This is a genomic window from Gaoshiqia sediminis (assembly GCF_025907915.1).
GTDB lineage: Bacteria > Bacteroidota > Bacteroidia > Bacteroidales > Prolixibacteraceae > Gaoshiqia > Gaoshiqia sediminis.
In genome coordinates, this window is the sequence record NZ_JAPAAF010000003.1 from 1 (window position 1) to 20,508 (window position 20,508).

Genomic DNA, 20,508 nt, shown 5'->3' on the forward strand with positions numbered 1-20,508 from the left:
CCACCCTGGTCAAAGCGGTAATGGTCGTGGATAAATTTTGGCCCGTCGAGCGACAGGCCAACCAGCCAGTCATATTTTTTCAGGAATTTGGCCCAGTCGCGGTTCAGCAGGAGACCGTTGGTCTGCAGGCCATTGCCCACCATTTGTCCGTGCCCGTACTTCATCTCCAGTTCGATGGCGCGTTGGTAAAAATCCAGCCCCATCAAAGTGGGTTCCCCACCCTGCCAGGCCAGCGAAACACTTTCTCCCGATTGCTGCATCACCTGGCGGATGGTCTCTTCCTGCACCTGCGGACTCATCCGGTGCGCTTTGCCCGGATCGAACAAAGCCGACTTTTCCAGGTAAAAACAATACGAGCAGTTCAGGTTACAATCCGGCCCTGAAGGCTTGATCAGAACAGAAGTCAGCGGTTTCATTTTTTTGGCCATGCTTATGAGGTCTTTATAGATGGAAAGTCACAAACTTACAAAAACAAATAAAAAGGCCCTCAAAGCAGCTGGATCGATTTTAAATATGACTGCGGTTGTTCGCCGTCAAAGGTGTTGAAAGTCTTTATCATTTTACATCAAACCACAACGTTTCGGTTCCACAAACATCTAGAAACTTAGTTGAAAGTCTTTATCATTTTACATCAAACCACAACGAGGTGTTCCGGCTGGTGATGCAGGTAATCGTTGAAAGTCTTTATCATTTTACATCAAACCACAACATTACGGTCAATCACCCGGAACTGGGTGAAGTTGAAAGTCTTTATCATTTTACATCAAACCACAACAAACTAGAGTTACCAACCTCTTCAGCTTCGGTTGAAAGTCTTTATCATTTTACATCAAACCACAACGCCTTCAAGCACCACAACGCCGACATGAAGTTGAAAGTCTTTATCATTTTACATCAAACCACAACTTGATAGAATTTGTAAATTTTATCTTGACGGTTGAAAGTCTTTATCATTTTACATCAAACCACAACAGAAGGTATAAGTTCGTCAAATCCGACGATGTTGAAAGTCTTTATCATTTTACATCAAACCACAACTCATTTGTAGTAGCAATGAAAACACATTGTGTTGAAAGTCTTTATCATTTTACATCAAACCACAACCACTGGGAGAAAGTACCCGAGAATGGCCGTGTTGAAAGTCTTTATCATTTTACATCAAACCACAACACGGAACGAAATTGAATTTGCCCGAAATGAGTTGAAAGTCTTTATCATTTTACATCAAACCACAACTTACGTGTATAGTGGGGAGGCTTGCTCTAGGTTGAAAGTCTTTATCATTTTACATCAAACCACAACATCTATGAGCGATTCTATTTTATTAGATTCGTTGAAAGTCTTTATCATTTTACATCAAACCACAACATAGCCCGGTCGGGGTTGTTTTCGGCTATGGTTGAAAGTCTTTATCATTTTACATCAAACCACAACGCGTTCGAGGGTCTTCATATCGTCGAACTGTTGAAAGTCTTTATCATTTTACATCAAACCACAACTGCAAAGGTTGAAAGCAACCAGCAACCAGCGTTGAAAGTCTTTATCATTTTACATCAAACCACAACATTTGATGCTTACAGACCCTCCGTATGGTGGTTGAAAGTCTTTATCATTTTACATCAAACCACAACCTATATTCTCTTGAAGATTTATCCGATGTAGTTGAAAGTCTTTATCATTTTACATCAAACCACAACTTTTTGCCCTTCAGTGTAAACCGGTACTCGGTTGAAAGTCTTTATCATTTTACATCAAACCACAACTATATGAGCATTCCATAAATCAAATTGTTCGTTGAAAGTCTTTATCATTTTACATCAAACCACAACTTCTTCGCGTAGTTCAGCCAAGCGGCCTTCGTTGAAAGTCTTTATCATTTTACATCAAACCACAACTATGATCGACTTATAGGTGCTTACCTTATGTTGAAAGTCTTTATCATTTTACATCAAACCACAACTGGTTTAGGTTTAGTTGATTTTTGGTTTTAGTTGAAAGTCTTTATCATTTTACATCAAACCACAACACAATGGCACCAGCTGGGTGCAGCTGGATTGTTGAAAGTCTTTATCATTTTACATCAAACCACAACCTTGGGCTTCTTAGCCTTTGTTTTATGGGCTTTACGGAGCATTTTACAGTTGAGAAACTGCCCTCGCGACTCCAAAGAAGCGGAATGATGCACGATTTTTTTAATCCTATCGCCAACGAAAATAATAAGAATAGCCAAAATGTCAAGGAACGACCATTATATTCTTTGGATATCCTGAAACAAGTTCAGGATAACACAATACCGTTATTGTATGTTATCATTTTTCCAACGTTTAAAGGTTGAAAAAAATCCATTTGCATCCTACTTAATTTTAAAACAATTCCAGCTGCCGGGGGCCTTCGGGCAAAGGATCATCTTTTTTACCCCAGTAGTTGGTGATGTTTCCGTACTGCTTATCGGTAACCGAAAGGATGCTCACCTGCCCTTTCTCCGGTATAAAATCGTTCACCCGCTTAACATGTACCGCTGCACTTTCCTTACTGGCGCAGTGACGAATATATACCGAAAACTGCATCATGGAAAACCCGTCTTTCATCAAATCTTTGCGAAAACGGCTGGCCTGTCTCCTCTCCTTTTTTGTTGTTACAGGCAAATCGAAGAAGACAAACAACCACATAATATGATAGGCATTTAAACGGGTTTGTTCCATGACGTTCTCTCTTAGACTTTCAAGGTTTTAAAAACCTTGAAAGTCTAGCTAATTGAATTCGGGATATACAATTTTCCGGCCTTCGCCGCTAAAACAGCGACTTAGCGAAGCCGTAGTCTGCGACAAGGCCACCATCAGCGGACGTTTGCTTCCGTCAATCCAAACATCGCCAGCCATCAGGCCTAGCATCTCGGCTTTCATCTCCTTGGTCAAGAAGAGCTCGTCGGGATAATCGCCGTAAACCCGCATGGCCAACTGATCGACAAACGGACGGTAAGGCTCCATAATATCGTCGGCCAGGCAAAAAGCGTTGTATTTGTTGTGATGGTGGATTCCCAGCGTAGGCAACAAGCCAGATCCCACCAGCGCGCGGGCCACTGCCGACCGCAGCAGAATGTACCCGTAGTTAAGCAGGTGATTGGGCGGATCGCCATACCGGTCGCGGATGAAGCCATTGCCCACCAGGCGCGACCAATACACGCGGGCGGCAAGCCCTTCGCGGTTTTCAATATCACCGCTCTTCACGCTACGGGCATAGGCCCGAAGCTCGTGTGCCTTCTGCCCCTGCTTTTCGAGATGCTGTGCCTGGTTGGTAATTTTGGCCTCGATGGTTTGCTTCCACAGGTTCTTTTTCAACGGTTCTGACGCGCTGATCTGTGCCCGGAACAGTTCGCTTTGCAGGCTGTGGCTTTCCAGGTTCAGCAACATCGACGAGGGCATGTGCGAACTGTCGCAAAATACCATCGCCACGTTATTGGCATTTAACTGCTCCACCAGCTTCATACTAAAACTGATTTGCGGGTGGTCGAGCACCAAAAAACCCACGTCCTCGACCGGAACAGTCTTGGTCACCAACTCATCTTTCGACTGAATGACCAACTGGCAGTCCTTCAAGCTTAAATGATAGGGATTCGAAAAAAATAAGGTTCGTTTTAGCATAGGCTTTTCTTTATTATCCTTGAAGGTAAAAAAACTTCAAGGTCTATTTTGATGAACAAAATCGAGTTGAAGTTCCCGAAACTTATCAATCGATTGCTGGCTGTGATATTTCTTAAATAGATCAGCCTCCCGGTACCAAAGCAGCACTTCATCGCGCTTCAACCGGGTTTGTTTGGGCGATAAGATGGTCAGGTACGAACTCCACGGATAGTCCAGATAATGTTCACAAAAACCGTGATGAATTGGATTATGGTGAATGTAATAGACCAGGTATTTGAGCCGGGCCAACGAATCAACGCGAACCCGACGGAACGGATGCTCAAACAGGCTGCCGGTACGGTTATAACGCTTATTGTAAGCTTTTGTGTAGGCATTGAAAAGGTTGGCAAACTGCTGGTTTACCCGGTCGCGGTTTTTTAGACCTTGAAGGTTTGAGAAACCTTCAAGGTCTAAAACTTGCTGTTCGTTTTTAATTCGTACCAGCAGATGAAAATGATTTCCCATGAGCACCCACGAATACGTATCGGCCACCGGCGAAATATACTTATCATACAAACCCAGGAAATGCTCGTAATTGGATGATTCGCGAAAAATCTTACAACTATTTATTCCCCGGTTATAAATGTGATAAAAGTATCCGTATTCAAGGGGTATTTGTTCCATGCGGCTCGTGGTTATTTAAGAGTTAAACACGTTCAGGCCAAAAAGTCGCCGAAAGGTTTCCGATCCCCGAAGCATCTTTTAGACCTTCGGGCATTTCGCTTTTGATCAGTATCAGACCAATTGAAATCTGCTCCTTGTGAGAATAACCGATCGGCAACGCCGAATCTTTAACCGGCACTAGTGCCGATTCGATCTACGATGGTGCAGATTAAATCGGCAAGACGGAATACAGGTTCTGCTGTGTTGCCGATCGACGCGGCATGACTGCCGAAGAGTTCGGCAGCGCCGCAGATTTAAACTGCAACGCTGCCAAATTAATATGCGATACTGCCGAAGCGTGCTGCAACCGTGCAGATCGAATCGGCAACATTGCAGAAACATTCGGCTGCCAACGTACGGATCACTTTCTCATTTTTCGGATTTCCTTCACAATGGCATCGTCTTTACCATAGATACCCGAAATGAGATCGGCAAAATTCGATGCCTGCTTGTAAGCGGTATCCAGCGTTTCGACAGCAGCGGCCGTGGCATTTTTCAGGGCAGCCTTCGCTTCCTGCTGGCCCACCTCGGCGGCCTGGGCGCTGGTGTATTTGGTTTTCAAGTCGGCTAATTTTGTGGCGGGATCGAAACCGGCCCCGGTTAAACTTGGTTGATTACTCTCGATAACACCAATCATTTGTCCGATGAAATCGCGTTTTTTGGATTCATTCATACCCATAAAAGATTTTTTTTTGATTGTTAATTGGCTTTCCCCTACCTACCCGGGGAAATGAGGGTTAGGTTGTTCTTTTGATTACACCCGCCGGATTTGCCCCAGCGGGTCAATGGTTACTTTAATCGGGTTAGCCTCTTTCCATCCTTTCATACTTCGAATACTAAATTCCGTTTTAGAATCATCTAAAGATGAGGCCAGGTGGTGCCTAAATGTATAATACGAACTTGACACTTTCTGAACCCGGTACAAATGTTTATTCAGCAAGACAGCATTTGTATTACTTATCTCAATCGTATCGTCCACTCCCAGCAAGAACATATCGTTTATTTCGAGGGTGGCAATTATTCGCTTGCCGTCTTCGGGAAGCTTGCAAACAGGTTCATTTTGGCGTTGACGTTCCACCACCTCGATGAACGAGACAACCTGCTCTTTCAGGTTTCCTTCAATATCTTCATAGAGAATTACATGGTGATTGTTTCTTGGGTTTACATACTGCTTGATATTCTCTTTTAGCTGAATCGCATTCCCGATATTCTCCCGCATTCGCACCTTCTTCACAGGAACAGGCTCTCCACCCTTCCGATTAGGTAGAAATAAACGGTGTTGCCCATCTTTTAAAAAGGCATCCTTGGGAACGGTGAAATTATCTTTCGAGGTGTCAATTCCGCAATTGTCTCTCAAATGGTTTAAAATGAGTTGCCGTATCGAATCGTCAACCACTTTATTAATCTGTTTTTTGTCTTTCAAACTGGTAAGATCCTTGCGGATGTGGAACGAATCGTCCGCCTGTCCTGGTGAGCGACGTTTACCAAAAACTGTTTCTTTGTGTAACTGACCGCGGGCTGCATAGCCTACACTATGGTATGTCTCGCCATTTTTGCCAATAGCCTTCGAAATTCGGGTCAGCACTTTGTTGTTTTGCTTGTGCGAAATAAACATGGCTTCGGCGGCTTTTTTCACATCATCGGTAAATCCCAACCATGGTTCCGGGAACTTTTCGGTACTGTCAATTCCCCGTTTTACATTTTCCTCCTGTGCATGGTAAGTACTCAATCGTTGCAAAAAGCCCTGTTCGGTTAAAGCAACCGTAATGGCATCAATGGCATGGTGGCGATGGTCGTCGCGGTTCTTTTTAGGATCGTATCTTATTTCGCCGGTTGCTTCGTCCACCCAAACTACGGCTTCGGTCAGTCGTTGCCCTTTCGACGGTGCGGGTGTTTCGTTATCCACCGGATATAATTCAGGTTCCACCGATTCAATGTTGAACAGGCAATAGTAACGACCTTTCGGTTCAGCAACTTTTCGCCGGTAGCCCGGATCGGGGTCGGCTGCCAGCCAACCTTCCTCATCTACCGTGGCATAACTCATCAATTGCTGTTCTGTAGCTTCCGGTTTGGGGTTTACAGCCCGCACATATTCAGCCTGTTCAAAATCGAGTTCGAGCAAAACCCAGTATTTACCGTCGGGCAGGTTGGTTTTGCATTGGTAGATGTGGCAAGCAAACTGGCCGTTGCGAATTTCGCCGAATAACGCAACCTTAGAACCAGTGGCTTTCAGTTTCCCCTTCCCTTCAGCCAGCTTAAATTCTTTATCCTTAACGCTGAAGCTGGCCCAATAGGCGCCATCTTGCTTCCCATCAACCCTAATCTTCTTCCCAATCGTATCATTCGTGAATAATTGCTTTTCAATCCGGCCTTTAAATACAAGATGTTGCTCGTCGCCCGATGGTTTTTCGGCATATACTGGCTGAAAACTATGCGGTTCCGAAACCGTTACAATAACCCAATATCCACCGTCTTTCAGGTTGGGCGCATCCACTTTCAGGTGCAGGTTTTTCGATATAAATTTACCCTTGCTTATGTCTCCTGCTAATACCAGTTGTTCTGGAGCCACTTGCGGACGGTCATTTGTTTTCCGCTGCATGCTCACAACCTTATTATCTTCGTCGGTAAGCACATAATAAGCCATCCGTTCTTTCTCCCGCACTTCCACATGGAGGTTCTCCATGCCAAACACCGGGTTCAAAATATTGTTAATCCCCCACAAATGGCGAAGTTCAGCCGTTACTTGCCCGGGAAGCATACGAACATCGTCACAAATAGCTGATAGCAATTCAACAGCTTTCCGGCTGATATAGCGGCTGTCGTTAAGTTGCCGCTCAATGAAATCACTTGTTTTGAATTCCCGTTTCGACACGAAGCGCTTAGCTTTCGGATAAGGCAACAACTTGAAAACACGTTCTGATATTTCCTTCCATCCATCTTCCGGTTCTTTGTATTTATTTATGCCCCAAAGCCTGTAATCGGGATTCTCCAGGTAAAATTCGTAAGGAGTCTTCTCCCCTTTCATACGGTTGAAATTGGCTTCGCACAACGTTTTGTTTCCGAAGCTATCGTCGAGCGATACACTGTACGGAATCATATGCTCAATTTGCACCGTATTACCCCCGCCAATCAGATCAGCCATACTGATAACCTTGCCGGTATATGGGCAAAGCACCGGCCCCGACACGTGGTTCTGAATTTCTTCGTACAACAGGTAACGCAGCAGGTTATCTCGTGTAGGCCGCAAACCAAATTCAGCCAACCGCTTGCGTGCATTATCGTTCTTATCTTCATTTTCACGAATTTTAATGGTGAGCTCCCTACGCTTGGTTTTATTGTTCTTCAGATCACGCGCCATTTCAACATGGATGCGGTCAAAAGAAAAATCAGGATCCGTTTCGCGGTATTTTTTCAATAACGAATTCACCAAACGGCGCATTTCCTGCAAGGCTTGCTGTACTATCGGGTTGCGAAGGTTTTCCAGTTCGGGCACGAATTCCAATTTTTCTTCCGTGGAAACTTCCTGACTATGGTGGTAAAGTTGCGAAAAAGCCGGATCGTCCTTCGAAAATCCGTAGCTGTTCACCGGTGACGATAAATAGTCTTTAATCTTACCAATAGCTTCGCCTTCCTTATTGTCCTCTTTTAGAATTTGACAGACAGCGTGTTCTATTTCATCATGATAAATTTTGAAATTCTCCCAACGGTTGCCAAAAGCATTTTTCACGCCACCCAAGACCACAGCATCAGCATATAAATAGCCTTTCTCCACAAACGGGTTTATATTTCGGATTGCCTTCAGCGAAACATTCGAATAACCTTCTTTTAGCCGGATTTTAGCGATTTTTTCCAGATCGTTGGTTTTTAGTAGAAAATCTTTCTTCAGTTTGACAAACAACTTTTCATTATCTTCAAAAAAGTAAAAACAATGCCAAATTTCTTCACCATGCTTATTCCAGACTTCGTCAGGAAAAAGCGGTTTCAGGTTCCTAATTGTGTTATTTCCCGCGATTTTTTGGTCGGTTTCATAATTGAATTTTTCATAGGTTAGACCTAATGCTTTGGGTATCTCTTCAAAATTGAAATTGCTAACTTTCGTATTCATCACATCTAATGCCAGCTGCCGCTGTTCCGCAGTCAACTTCTGTCCTTTTCCGTATTTGATGTTATTGATGAATTGATAAGCCCGAAACAGTTCAAATTCAGGATGAGACAACGGACAAGGTTTTTTACTGCGCAAAACAACTTTTCCATCTTTAACACGAAGATGTCCGTTAGCCATCAATACCGGCAATTTATTTTCGAAACGGCAATTGTCCAGCAAATTCTTTTGAGAACGAAGCGGACGTTGCCAAAACAATAAACTTTCGTTGCTTTTAAATTTTAGCTGCCCGTTTGACTCCTTGATTTCTCCGGCAAAAAATTCCTTCAATGGCATTTCGGAAATAGTTGTAACCTTATTCCCATCTACTATAACTTGATTACATCCATATTTCTTTGAATAGTGCTCCAATTTATGCTGGTTGCGGCTACTGTTCAGGCTTCCTTTCAAAAAGCGGATTTTTCGCACTGGCATTTTCTGCTGATCCAATCCTAAACGTGCAGCTTGCTGTTCCCATATCTTCTGGAACTCGTCAATGTACATATCCCGCTGGGTGTACCGGGCTCGTACCCGTAATACTTTCCCTTCCGCACCTGTTTTATTGTTGTACTTTTCTCCATTTTTATATGAAATTTGGTACAAGGATTTTCCTAAGGTTTCTCCATTCATCAGGACTCTGGTAGCATCAATCCCCGACATATTCTCTTTCCCTTTAAAGATGGCACCATCATCGCTCCCTTTCCGGCTACTTAAAAATCCGCGACGCTGAATGAAATGATAAAAAATACGTCCTAACTCTGCTAAACTAGTCGGTTCACTCAATGCTTTTGCCCTCAGTTCATAGGGATTCAACTTGAGCCAAGCCACAAAGTTAGGTTCCGTTGGAAATTGCTTCCCATCGGTTTTCCGAGCTTTGTCCCATTTACTCCATATGTGAAGATCCCCAAAAGTCAAAGGACACATCTTCAACTGAATCAAAGCTTCCAACAGCTTTATTTTTCTCAATTTTTTCCGGTAAAACTGGCGGCGCATTTGCCGGTGTTCTCGTCGAGTCGCGTTTTTCGATTGCTCTTTATCTCCCTGTCCGATAGTGGTTGGTTCCACTCCTTCCGGGAAAATCCTCACCCCGGAATCTACAATCGAATTGTAACCTTCTATTTTTCGGTCTTTCATTGTTGCATCTATCACAGCCCAGCCAATGCTGTTGGTGCCCAAGTCTAATCCTAGTATTCGTGCCATATTCGTTGGTTTTTTAGTTTTTTGTTTTTGCCTGTTAGTTTCTCCAAAGCTCAGAACTATGGAAAAAGATCTGTTCCGGCTATTTCAGTTTTATTTTCGTTTTTCTATTGCGTCGTATGAATCAATTCCCTACTTTAGCCATCACAAACAAGAAATCATTTTACGTCTTATCACAATAAGGCTATATGCCGAAGGTGTTAAAACCTATACTCCCGCTTCGGTGGGAGTTTTTATTTTCTCCTCTTTTTGTCTGTAGGCCTGTTATATACCGGCAAGTATTATCTGTAGTATTAAATCTTCCGCTGGTACTTGTCAGAATATCCAAGAAATTGGCTTCGCTTAAAAATGAATATGCTAAACCAATAAATTACCCGACAAGTTAGATTATTACAACTAAACAAAAAAGCAGAATCGAAAAAACTTCATGAATGAGCCATTTTGAGCCATGAACTGCACCTCTCAGCACATGAACACAGTTTCCGTGATGATGATAAATAGCGAAAAAAGAAATTTTGGCAGCATCGACACACAAAATTTAAATCCTATTTTTGCAGAAACATTAACGGATAATGGGGCAAAACAAACCTGAATTACTGCTGCCCGCGGGCAATGTCGAATCGTTCCGGGCGGCCATTCGCGGAGGGGCAAACGCCGTTTACCTGGGGTTAAAACAGTTTAATGCCCGGGCCCGCGCCAACAATTTCACCGAAAACCAGCTGCCTGCCATATTACAGGAAGCGCACAGGAACAAGGTGAAGGTGTACGTCACCCTAAATACAGTGATCAAAAATCCTGAAATTGACAAATTGCTCGATTTCCTGTTTTACCTCGAAAAAGTGGGCGTGGACGCAATTATTGTTCAGGACTGGGGCGTTTACGACCTGGCACGACAGTATTTCCCCAAACTGGCCATACATGCCAGCACACAGATGGGCACACATAATTCACAGGGAGTAACTTTTGCCGCCCGGCTGGGTCTTTCACGGGTGGTGCTGGCCCGCGAGCTCACTATGCCCGAACTGGAAAAGATAGCCCGACAACCGGCCTGCGAGCTGGAAGTGTTTATCCACGGGGCCTTGTGCTACTCGTTTTCGGGACAGTGTTTTTTCAGCAGTTACGTGGGCGGACGGGGCGCCAACCGCGGGCTGTGCAGTCAGCCCTGTCGCATGGTTTACCAGGACAGTCAGCAGCAAAAATACCTGTTCAACCTGAAAGACAATCAGCAATTGCCGAATCTGCCCCGCATGGCAGAGCTGGGCATTCATTCGCTGAAAGTGGAGGGCCGGATGAAATCGGCCGATTACGTGTTCCGCGTGGCTGCCGCCTACCGGCTGGCACTCGATCATCCCGAACGGACCGTTGAAGCGGAAGAAATGCTGCAACTGGATTTTGGACGGGCAAAAACAAATTATTTCCTGGGGAATGATGTTAAAGAGGCCATCGCCGACACGTCGAATACCGGCATACCGGTTGGTACAATCATCCGCGTAAACCGGGATGAAATCACCTTTGTCTCGGACCATGAACTGAAAAACGGAGACCGGCTGCGGATTTTGCAGGCAAAAACGCAGGAAACCTGCAATGTAAAACTGGAAGATGTATGGGAAGAAAGTGGTTGCTACTCGTTTACCCACGAAGGGAAAGAAAAGCTGTCGGCTGGCGACGAGGTGTTTTGGATTGGCCGCCGCGAGCAATCGTTTCCTTCGCGTTTGCCCAATGTTCCGGCGCCAACCGCCCGCTTGCCGTTGCACCAAAAAAAGGCTATTAAGCAAAAATTGAGCGTCGGCAGCCAAGCGGCTAAACCATGTTTATTCGTGCGCATCGATTCGCCTGACTGGCTCAACACGATCCGGTTGACGGATGTTGACGGACTGATTTTGTCGTTCGGGCGGCACGAGCTGGAAAAGTTTGATTTCAGCTCTCCGGTCATTCAGCAAAACAGGTATAAAATACACCTGGAGCTGCCCAAATTTATAGCTGAAGGGCAGCTGCCTGCCTGGGAAAGGCTTTTACAAAAAGCTGAGGAAAGCGGTATCCGGCAATTTTTTATCAGCCATTTGTCGCAAAAATTGTTCTTTTCGAAAGACAGTCAGGTTTGCTGCAACGAGCAGGTGTATGTTTACAACGATGCAGCGGCCCGGTTCCTTTCAACACAAAAAATTAAGGGCTTTTGCTACCCGGTAGAAAATGATTTTGACAACCTGAAAGCCATGCAGCGCAAAGACGGTTTTGTGCTGTTGCACACCCTGCCCGAGTTGTTTTACTCGCGCATGCCGGTTGGCCTGGACGACGCCGGAAATCATTTCAAGGACAACTTCAACAAAACCTACAGCAAGCTCACCCACGATGGCATCACCCTGGTAATCCCCGACAGGCCGGTCAACCTGTTTCAATACAAGGAGCAGCTGCTCCGGGAGGGTTTCCGGAATTTCATGATCGACCTGAAACACGAACAACCTTCGAAAAACCTGATCAAACGGCTGCTGCTGAAGTACCGGGCAGGGGAACCGGTGCAACCGTCAACGATTTTCAATTTTAAAAAAGGACTGCAATAACATAAGCAAATTGAAGTTTCGATAAGCAGCATTAGCTTCATTTTTTATATCTTAGACGAGTGTTTAACACCGGTCAAACCTGAAAACCTGAACATGAAAAAATCAATCCTAATCTGCGGCGGCTTGCTGTTTTTGGGCATCCACGGCCTCTTCGCCCAAATCGGCATGAAAAAACAAGCTGGTGGTTTTATGATCCTTGATGGCGAGAAAAATGTCGCATTCTATCAAAAAGATGAAATTAGCATAAACAGCGAACAGGGCCGGAACAACTTCTGGCACCCGGTTTTTCTTCCTGACGGCACGGAGATTACCGAAAATGCGCCGGAAGACCACTTGCACCACCGGGGCATATTTTGGGCCTGGCACCAAATCCTGATCGGCGACCAACCCGTTGGCGATCCCTGGGAGTTAAAAAACTTCAGCATCGATGTAAAAGACGTTGAATATAAACGCATCAACGATGGGGATGGCAGTTTTCGCACCACGGCCTTTTGGAAATCGCCCCTGTATGAAAACGGCGCGAAAGCTTACCTGAAAGAAGATTGCCAGTACACCTTCTTCGTGCAAAACGGAAATTACCGGATCATCCGCTTCGATCTGGCATTGACCGCCCTGGTTGACGAGTTAAAGTTGGGCGGCTCGGACGATGAAAAAGGCTATGGCGGCTTTTCGGTCAGGATGAAGTTACCCGACGATGTAAAATTCAGCGGCGAAGGCGGAAATATTGAACCGCAAAACACGGCTGTTGACGCTGGCCGGTATGTAAATATTTCCGGTTCGATGGCCAAAAGCGGCAATCATGGCGGCATGTTGATTTATGCGTCACCAGAAAATCAGCAGGATCGGCAAACCTGGATTTTGCGCAAAAAGAACAGCATGCAAAACGCTGTTTTCCCGGGTCGCGACCCGGTTGAACTGAAACGGGGTGTCCCCCTTAAACTGAGCTACACGCTGGTGTTGTATACGGGAAAGATCAACGAGAAAAGGGTGATCAAGAATATCACAAAGGCTGCCCGGTAAAAGCAGCCTTTACGTTGAGAAGGAAACGGGTTACCATTACAGCAATACCGTCCGTTTTTCTTTATGACTTTTCAGGCAGGCTTCCAGGATGACTAGCCCATCGCGGCTTTCTTCGGGTTTCACCAGTAATTCGGCGCCATTCGCCAGTACGTCATACACATTTTCATAGAATAGATTGTAATTGCCCGGGATGGTTTCCACCTTGCCGGTAAAGTGAAGGCCATTTAATTCGGTATCCAGCTCACCCCAATCGGCAGCAGGTTCACTCCCCCATCCCGCTTCGTTGGGCAAACGCCCGGCTTTCAAGGCATCCTCCTGCGGATCAATCCCCCACTTGTGGAACGAGCCCAAATTACCGTGTAAACTATACCTGGGCCCAGGCTTTCGGACCAAGTACGAACATTTCAGCAAAGCGGCAAAGCCTTCGTATTGGAGCCGGATGTCATAGTAATCGTTCACTGCACCGCTTTCGCGCACAATGCCCAAATGGGCCGTTACCGACATTGGCATACCGAACAATACACGCACCTGATCGACCATATGGGAGCCAAGATTGTACAACACCCCCGCCCGTTCGTTTCCGGCTTCTTTCCAGGTACCGGGCTGAATAAAATTTCGGTAGCGATCGAAATGGGACTCAAACTCCACCAGACGCCCCAAGCTGCCGTCTTTCAGCAACTTTTTTACCGTGAGGAAATCGCCGTCCCACCTCCGGTTTTGATAGACCGTGTGCATCAGGCCTTTCGAATTGGCCAGGGCAATCAGTTCATTCGCTTCGTCAACCGTTTGAGCGAAGGGTTTCTCGGCCACCACATGTTTGCCCGCCTCCAAGGCCTGTTTGGTCATTTCGTAGTGCAGGTCATCCGGGGTGTTTACAACCACCAGATCAATTTCCGGGTCGTTCAGTATCTCTTCATAGCTGCGCACGATCGTTGCCTCGGAATAGTTTTTGGCAGACAGGTTTTTTGAACGCTCCAAAATCTTGCAAATCCTGAAATTTGGGTTCACCCTCAGCGAAGGTCCGTGAAACACCATGCCCGACATGCCAAACGATGCCAATGCCGTATTGATTATTCGTTTCATTTTTCTCTTTTTCAGGCTAAGATAAAAAATTAGGGCATGTTCTGTAAGCTTGTTTTTAAACATTGGCCAGAATGCGTATTGTAGAACATTTTATATGGCGTTGTACTGGCTTGAATTGTAGATTTGTTTAACTGCATCAACAAAAAAACAGCGATTATGAAAAATTTCCTGAGCAATTATTTTGAAAATGAGGCCAACAAGCCTGTAAAAAACCACTATCCCGGCCCGGTTATCATGATTTCGAGGGAATGCGGTTGCTCGGCCAAGCGTATAGCGACCAAGCTTTCGAAAATCCTGACCGGATACAGTTTTCATTCTGAAACAAAAACAGATGTGGAGTGGAAATGGGTGAGTAAAGAGATTATTGAAGCTGCTGCCAATGAGCTCAATATGGATACTGAGAAAGTCAGGAACGTTTTTCTGGGCGAGGCCAAAGTTAGCTTAGAGGAAGTGAGCACAGCCTTTTCAACCGAAAAAGTTTACGATGCCGAAGACCAGCAAGTAATCGAAACAGTGCGTAAAGTAATTCTTCAGCTGGCCGAAAAAGGCAACTACATCATTGTTGGGCGCGCTGCCGGGGTGATCGCCCAGGACGTGTCGCGCAAGCTCAGCATCAAGCTGATGGCCCCGCTCGAATGGCGCATCAACCGAATCATGCAAATCAGCAACCTGTCGCACGCCGATGCACAGCAGTATGTATTGCAAATCGATCGCCAGCGTGAACTTTTTGTGGAACATGTGGCCGGAAGAAAGCTGAACAACAATGACTACGACATTATTTTCAACTACTCAACCCTGCAGGACGATCACATTGTGGACGCCATTGTAAACGTCATTAAAAACAAACGGTTTTTTGCCGAGGAAGAAGACAACTAAATAAATGATGATTGATGATTGATGATTGGTCAGAATCGATTGATTTTGATACAAGAAAGCCGGCAGTGTGTGAAGCTGCCGGCTTTTATTTGTTTGAAAAAACGTTTGAATCTGTGTGTGTGTTTGAAAAAATTAATTTACTCCGAAACTACTTCAAAGTTAAAATCAACGATTACTTCTTTGTGAAGTTTGATTTTGGCGGTGTATTTACCGACTTCTTTGATGCTGTCTTCGGCAATGCGGATTTGTTTGCGGTCGATTTCAAAACCAAGTTTGTTGATAGCTTCCGCCAACTGAATGGTATTGACTGAACCGAAAATTTTACCCGACGAGCTGGTTTTGGCGCCAATCACCACTTCTTTGCCTTCCAGTTGGGAAGCAAGCGCCAAGGCCTGATCTTTCAGCTTGGCTTCTTTGTGGGCACGTTGACGGATATTTTCAGCCAAAACCTTTTTGGTAGATGAATTGGCAACAATAGCCATTTTCTGAGGGATCAGATAATTACGTCCGTAACCATCTTTTACTTTGATGATGTCATCTTTGCTCCCCAAATTTTGAATATCTTGTAATAAAATAACTTCCATTTTTCTTTTCTTTTACTTATTTCAACATATCAGTTACGAAGGGCAGCAGGGCTAAATGACGGGCTCTTTTTACTGCTTTGGCCACTTTACGTTGGTATTTCAGCGAAGTACCAGTAATACGACGTGGAAGGATACGACCTTGTTCGTTCAGGAATTTCTTCAGGAACTCAGGATCTTTATAATCCACGAATTTGATTTTGTTCTTTTTAAAGCGACAGTACTTTTTCTTTTTGATTTCGACTGACGGCGGGGTCAGGTAACGGATTTCACCTTGATTGCTTGCCATAGCTTAGTTCTCCTTTTCAGCTTTAGTTTTGTTTCTTCTTTTTTCACTGTACTCAACAGCGTATTTGTCCTGCTTGAAAGTCAGGAAGCGAATAATACGCTCGTCGCGACGGTACTGGATTTCCAATTTTTCAATCATTTCCGGTTCGGCTTTGAACTCGAACAACTGATAGAAACCTGTACTCTTTTTCTGAATGGGATAAGCTAGTTTGCGCAATCCCCAGTGCTCTTCATTGACAATTTCGCCACCGTTCTCGGTGATGATGTCTCTGAATTTCTGTACCGCTTCCTTTATCTGAACATCAGATAAAACGGGAGTTGCAATGAAAACGGTTTCATACTGGTTTTTCATAAAACATCTAATTTATTAAACATTAAAAAATTACACCTATATTTTAGGTCGCGCAAAATTAGGAATATTTCTGTTTTATACAAAGCCTTTCGGGTCTTAAGATTTATTTTTCAAGGAAATGCCCATAATTAAATCAAGTTTAAGATTTTGATGAATCCCTGTTCCCGACCGTGAAATCAACTGATGCTCCGGATTTGTTTGCTAATTTTGCCACACAAAATCAGAAAAATGAAATTGGATAAACACCCGGAGGCCGAAGCCTTGATATTTGATTTGGATGGGACTTTGTCGGATTCGCTTCCGGTTCACATCGCCACCTGGCACAAGGTATGTGCCCACTACAACTGCACGTTCAACGAAGGAATTATTGAAGAAATGACCGGCATGCCAACCATTCGTTTTGCCGAACGGGTAATTGCCGACAACAATCTGCAGGGCATTGATCCCGAAGAAATAGTCCGTATGAAACAGGAAACCTTCTGGGAAAGCGCCAACCTGTTGCGCCCGCATGTACCGGTGGTTGACCTGGTGATGAAGTATCACGGCAAAATTCCGCTGGCTGTGGGGACCGGGGCCAGCCGTCGCAGCGCCATGGTGCAACTCGAAACGCTTAACCTGACGCATTATTTTGACGCCATTGTTACTGCCGACGATGTAACACGCCACAAACCTGAGCCGGAAACCTTTCTGAAATGCGCCGAACTGATAAAGGTGAAGCCTGAAAAATGCCAGGTGCTGGAAGACGGCGTCCTGGGCATGGAGGCTGCAAAAACTGCGGGCATGTACCTGATCGACGTTCGTCCGTTTACCTATCAATAGTGGTTGGCGCCATCCCGCGGTTTGAAATTTCGAAACACATAGCCTGCGATGAAAATATTTAAGCAACTACTCGTAATTCTGGGACTGAGTTTTGGGGGCGAGCTGCTGAGCAATTTGTTCAACCTGCCCATTCCGGGAAGTATCACCGGCATGATCCTGCTGCTGATATTGCTGTTGATGGGCGTGATAAAGGAAAGGCACATCGCGGAAACGTCCGATTTCCTGTTGGGAAACATGGGCTTTTTCTTCATCCCGGCGGGGGTGGGCATCCTTGTCTCGTACCAAAGTCTGAAAGGAAATTATATCGAGGCTATTTCAGTAATCATCCTTTCCACACTGTTGGTATTGGCTGTCACCAGCCTGGTTACCCAGCTACTTATCAAATCAGAAAAAAAGCATGATCGAAAAGTTGACTGACACCCATCTGTTTGGCATTCTACTGTCGGTAGCCTGTTTCTACGGGTTCTCGTACATCCGTTTCCGCTCGCGCCAAAGCTGTGTTAATCCGCTGCTGCTATCCATTGTCGCCATTATTATCGTGCTGAGCCTGACAGCTATCCCTTTTGACAATTATATGAAAGGCGGAAGTGTCATTCACGCATTTTTGGGACCGGTAACTGTGGTGCTGGCACTACCGCTTTACCGGCAACGCCGACTGCTCATCACCCACAAATACGCCATCTTGGGAGGAATCCTGGCTGGGGTTATTTCGGCCCTGACATCGGTAATTGTGCTTTGCCGTCTGTTTGGGTTGAATGAATTACTGGAGCGTTCGCTGCTGCCCCACAGCGTAACCACCCCCATTGGCATTGGGTTGAGCGATTTGCTTGGCGCAACCGAGGGAATTACCATTTTGTCGATCATCATTACCGGCATAACTGGTGCTGCCCTGGCGCCGTTCCTGTACCGCTTAATGAAAATCGTTCATCCCGTCGCCCGTGGTATCGGACTGGGAACAGCTGCCCACGCACTGGGCACGACAAAAGCTATTGAAATGGGCGAAACCGAAGGCGCCATGAGCAGTTTGGCCATCGGGGTGGCCGCGTTGACCACAGTGGGCGTTGTTATCCTGCTCCAGTACATGAGCTGGTATTGACACTGAAGAAATAAACTTTTCCCAGTCCGTTTAAATTTTTCTCAATTCACTAATTATGGTTCAAATAGCGATCCAGCTCGCTTGCAATCCGCTCGTTGTCAATACCATTTCCGATAAACACCAGCGTATTCACTTTTTCTTCCAGCGGGCTGATGAAAGAACCTCCCTCATACGAAACAGCCCCGCCAACCGATTGGACGATCACCTTTTCAGGCGAACCTTTCGGATAAAGAATTCCCTTCACCCGGTAAATGTGCGACTGATTGATTGCCGCAAAATAATTGAACCAATACTGAAAGCGCGCCAAATCGACATCGCCTCGAAACTGGTGGGTAAACGTGGTGTATTTTTTCGTTTCAACCACACGGAACATCACGGGTTGGACTAGCTTTTGCTCAAATCGGTTTTGTATGCTTTCGGCAAAAGTTTCCAATTGAAAATCAATCAAACGGGAGAAATTGGTTTGCCGGATCGTAGTATGAGAATTGAAAGCCAGCAGGCGACGCTCAAGGTCGGCAAGCGTTTTTTCATCCACACCGGCAGTTTTGTTCATTAAAAGAAAATCGCTCAAGATAACCTGCATCTGCTGTTCGGTGCCCTGTAATTGCTGCTCCGCGTTCAGGGCATCCACCAAACAAATGCTGCCCAATAAGTTGAAGCGGGCTTTCAGGTCTTCATCGCTGTAAAACGGACGGACCACGTTCGACAAATTGGCCACCCCCGTTGTTTCAATCAGCAAATAATCAATTTCTCCGGCTTTGTCGGCCAAATCGAGCAGAGTCAACGAAAATTCATTGGAAATACTACAACAAATACAGCCATTGCTCAGGTCGAAAATGTTTTCACTTCGCATCCCCACAATCAAGTCCTGATCAACAGAAGTGGCGCCAAACTCATTTTCGACCAAAGCCAGTTTCAGGTGTCGGTGCGATTTTATAATTTCATTGATAAACGTAGTTTTCCCCGCCCCCAGAAATCCGGTGACCAACACAACGGGTATTTTTACATCCTCTTTCACCTGATAAGTTCCAAGTTTCAAGTTCTAAGTTTCGAATTGTCAATGCCTTTTACTAATGGTCCAATGACCAATTTTCTATTTCCCAATTCTTTACTCATTAATATTCATCCGGGCAAATGGCACCGCATCCTGTCCAATGAATTCTCCCTTTAAAAATTTGTAATAGCCGGTGATAGCAATCATGGCAGCATTGTCCATCGTAAAGGCGAATTTGGGGATGAACAAGTTCCAATGGCGTTTTTCGGATTCGGCACGCAATGCATTTTGCAAACCCGAGTTGGCCGAAACCCCTCCGGCCACGGTAATTTCGCGAATACCGGTTTGTTTGGCTGCCTTCACCAACTTGTTCATCAAAATGTCGATGATCGTTTTTTGCAGTGATGCACACAAATCGGCTTTATTTTCTTCAATGAAGTTTTCATTTTCTTGCAGCTGATCGCGCAAAAAATACAGGAAACTGGTTTTTAAACCACTAAAACTATAATCGAGATTTTTGATACGGGGCTTCGCAAACTGATAGGCCAGCGGGTTTCCTTCCTTGGCCAACCGATCGATGTACGGTCCGCCCGGATAAGGCATGCCCATCACCTTAGCGCATTTATCGAAAGCTTCGCCGGCAGCATCATCAATGGTTTGACCGATCACCTCCATTTCCAGGTGGTCCTTCACCAAAATGATTTGCGAATTACCGCCACTCACCAGTAAACACAAATGCGGGAACCGGGGCGCGTGAAATTCAACCTCCTTTTCTTTGATGAAATGGGCCAGCACGTGTCCTTGCAAATGATTGATGTCGATCATCGGGATGCCCGCGGAAAGTGAAAAACCTTTGGCAAACGAAGTTCCCACCAGCAACGAGCCCAGCAAGCCCGGGCCGCGGGTAAAAGCCACCGCCGAAATTTCATCGCGATTGATGCCAGCCTGCCTAATGGCCTGATCGACCACCGGGACAATGTTCTGCTGGTGCGCCCGCGAGGCCAGCTCCGGGACCACACCACCATACGCTTCATGTACTTTTTGGCTGGCAATAATATTCGATAACAGATACCCGTTCTGAATAACGGCTGCCGACGTATCATCGCAAGACGATTCGATCCCCAGGATGGTAATATTTCGCGTTTGTTCCATTGAATTGC

18 protein-coding genes and 1 CRISPR repeat array are annotated in these 20,508 nt (G+C 45.4%); of the genes, 6 read left to right on the forward strand and 12 right to left on the reverse strand.

Features of this window, described 5'->3' with window-relative positions:
* From N2K84_RS03195 to cas9, 6 genes are all read right to left on the reverse strand, one after another.
* Positions 1-428, reverse strand: a 428-nt coding sequence (locus N2K84_RS03195) for a radical SAM protein (RefSeq protein ID WP_282590329.1), incomplete at its 3' end; no start/stop codon positions are given.
* A 113-nt stretch (positions 429-541) separates the two neighbouring features.
* Positions 542-2,092: a CRISPR direct-repeat array (repeat unit 36 nt; unit sequence GTTGAAAGTCTTTATCATTTTACATCAAACCACAAC).
* A gap of 271 nt (positions 2,093-2,363) precedes the next feature.
* Positions 2,364-2,702, reverse strand: coding sequence for a CRISPR-associated endonuclease Cas2 (cas2, locus tag N2K84_RS03200; RefSeq protein ID WP_282590330.1), 339 nt, complete (start codon positions 2,700-2,702; stop codon positions 2,364-2,366).
* A 48-nt stretch (positions 2,703-2,750) separates the two neighbouring features.
* Positions 2,751-3,641: a type II CRISPR-associated endonuclease Cas1 gene (gene cas1, locus N2K84_RS03205; protein ID WP_282590331.1), complete on the reverse strand. Its 891-nt coding sequence runs from the start codon at positions 3,639-3,641 to the stop codon at positions 2,751-2,753.
* Positions 3,642-3,677: 36 nt separating this feature from the next.
* A complete protein-coding gene (locus N2K84_RS03210) occupies positions 3,678-4,304 on the reverse strand; it encodes a hypothetical protein (protein WP_282590332.1) in 627 nt (208 codons plus the stop codon).
* 400 nt (positions 4,305-4,704) lie between these two features.
* A complete protein-coding gene (locus N2K84_RS03215; protein WP_282590333.1) occupies positions 4,705-5,016 on the reverse strand; it encodes a hypothetical protein in 312 nt (103 codons plus the stop codon).
* Between the two features lie 81 nt (positions 5,017-5,097).
* Positions 5,098-9,684: a type II CRISPR RNA-guided endonuclease Cas9 gene (cas9, locus tag N2K84_RS03220; protein WP_282590334.1), complete on the reverse strand. Its 4,587-nt coding sequence runs from the start codon at positions 9,682-9,684 to the stop codon at positions 5,098-5,100.
* A 569-nt stretch (positions 9,685-10,253) separates the two neighbouring features.
* On the opposite strand from cas9, the gene N2K84_RS03225 reads away from it, so the two are divergent.
* Together N2K84_RS03225 and N2K84_RS03230 are read left to right on the forward strand one after the other, a co-directional pair.
* The gene (locus N2K84_RS03225; RefSeq protein ID WP_282590335.1) at positions 10,254-12,239 is read left to right on the forward strand and encodes a peptidase U32 family protein; all 1,986 of its coding nucleotides are present in this window, start codon (positions 10,254-10,256) and stop codon (positions 12,237-12,239) included.
* A 93-nt stretch (positions 12,240-12,332) separates the two neighbouring features.
* Positions 12,333-13,259 (forward strand): DUF6807 family protein, encoded by a 927-nt coding sequence (locus N2K84_RS03230; RefSeq protein ID WP_282590336.1) that lies wholly within the window; start codon positions 12,333-12,335, stop codon positions 13,257-13,259.
* Between the two features lie 36 nt (positions 13,260-13,295).
* Here the strand turns inward: N2K84_RS03230 and N2K84_RS03235 are convergent, their stop codons facing one another.
* Positions 13,296-14,342, reverse strand: a complete 1,047-nt coding sequence (locus N2K84_RS03235; RefSeq protein ID WP_282590337.1) for a Gfo/Idh/MocA family oxidoreductase — start codon at positions 14,340-14,342, stop codon at positions 13,296-13,298.
* Between the two features lie 156 nt (positions 14,343-14,498).
* Here N2K84_RS03235 and N2K84_RS03240 point away from each other — a divergent pair, with 156 nt between their 5' ends.
* The gene (locus tag N2K84_RS03240; RefSeq protein ID WP_282590338.1) at positions 14,499-15,218 is read left to right on the forward strand and encodes a cytidylate kinase-like family protein; all 720 of its coding nucleotides are present in this window, start codon (positions 14,499-14,501) and stop codon (positions 15,216-15,218) included.
* A gap of 137 nt (positions 15,219-15,355) precedes the next feature.
* Here the strand turns inward: N2K84_RS03240 and rplI are convergent, their stop codons facing one another.
* From rplI to rpsF, 3 genes are read right to left on the reverse strand one after another with little or no spacing between them, the layout of a single operon-like run.
* A complete protein-coding gene (gene rplI / locus N2K84_RS03245; protein ID WP_282590339.1) occupies positions 15,356-15,802 on the reverse strand; it encodes a 50S ribosomal protein L9 in 447 nt (148 codons plus the stop codon).
* Positions 15,803-15,818: 16 nt separating this feature from the next.
* Positions 15,819-16,088, reverse strand: coding sequence for a 30S ribosomal protein S18 (rpsR, locus tag N2K84_RS03250; protein WP_282590340.1), 270 nt, complete (start codon positions 16,086-16,088; stop codon positions 15,819-15,821).
* A 3-nt stretch (positions 16,089-16,091) separates the two neighbouring features.
* Positions 16,092-16,439 carry a 30S ribosomal protein S6 gene (gene rpsF / locus N2K84_RS03255; protein ID WP_282590341.1) on the reverse strand — a complete coding sequence of 116 codons (348 nt, stop codon included), beginning with the start codon at positions 16,437-16,439 and terminating at the stop codon, positions 16,092-16,094.
* Between the two features lie 228 nt (positions 16,440-16,667).
* On the opposite strand from rpsF, the gene N2K84_RS03260 reads away from it, so the two are divergent.
* Genes N2K84_RS03260 through N2K84_RS03270 form a run of 3 tightly spaced genes read left to right on the forward strand, consistent with a single transcriptional unit; the run spans position 16,668 to position 18,354 of the window.
* Entirely contained in the window at positions 16,668-17,258 is a 591-nt protein-coding gene (locus N2K84_RS03260; RefSeq protein ID WP_282590342.1) for an HAD-IA family hydrolase, read from the forward strand.
* 48 nt (positions 17,259-17,306) lie between these two features.
* Entirely contained in the window at positions 17,307-17,675 is a 369-nt protein-coding gene (locus N2K84_RS03265; RefSeq protein WP_282590343.1) for a CidA/LrgA family protein, read from the forward strand.
* Positions 17,656-18,354, forward strand: coding sequence for an LrgB family protein (locus tag N2K84_RS03270; RefSeq protein ID WP_282590344.1), 699 nt, complete (start codon positions 17,656-17,658; stop codon positions 18,352-18,354). Before N2K84_RS03265 ends, N2K84_RS03270 begins: the two co-directional genes overlap by 20 nt.
* Positions 18,355-18,403: 49 nt before the next feature.
* On the opposite strand, the gene N2K84_RS03275 is transcribed toward N2K84_RS03270, so the two are convergent.
* Complete coding sequence (locus N2K84_RS03275; protein ID WP_282590345.1) at positions 18,404-19,393, reverse strand: CobW family GTP-binding protein; 990 nt, start codon at positions 19,391-19,393, stop codon at positions 18,404-18,406.
* A 69-nt stretch (positions 19,394-19,462) separates the two neighbouring features.
* Positions 19,463-20,500, reverse strand: a complete 1,038-nt coding sequence (tsaD, locus tag N2K84_RS03280) for a tRNA (adenosine(37)-N6)-threonylcarbamoyltransferase complex transferase subunit TsaD (RefSeq protein ID WP_282590346.1) — start codon at positions 20,498-20,500, stop codon at positions 19,463-19,465.
* Positions 20,501-20,508: the final 8 nt, after the last annotated feature.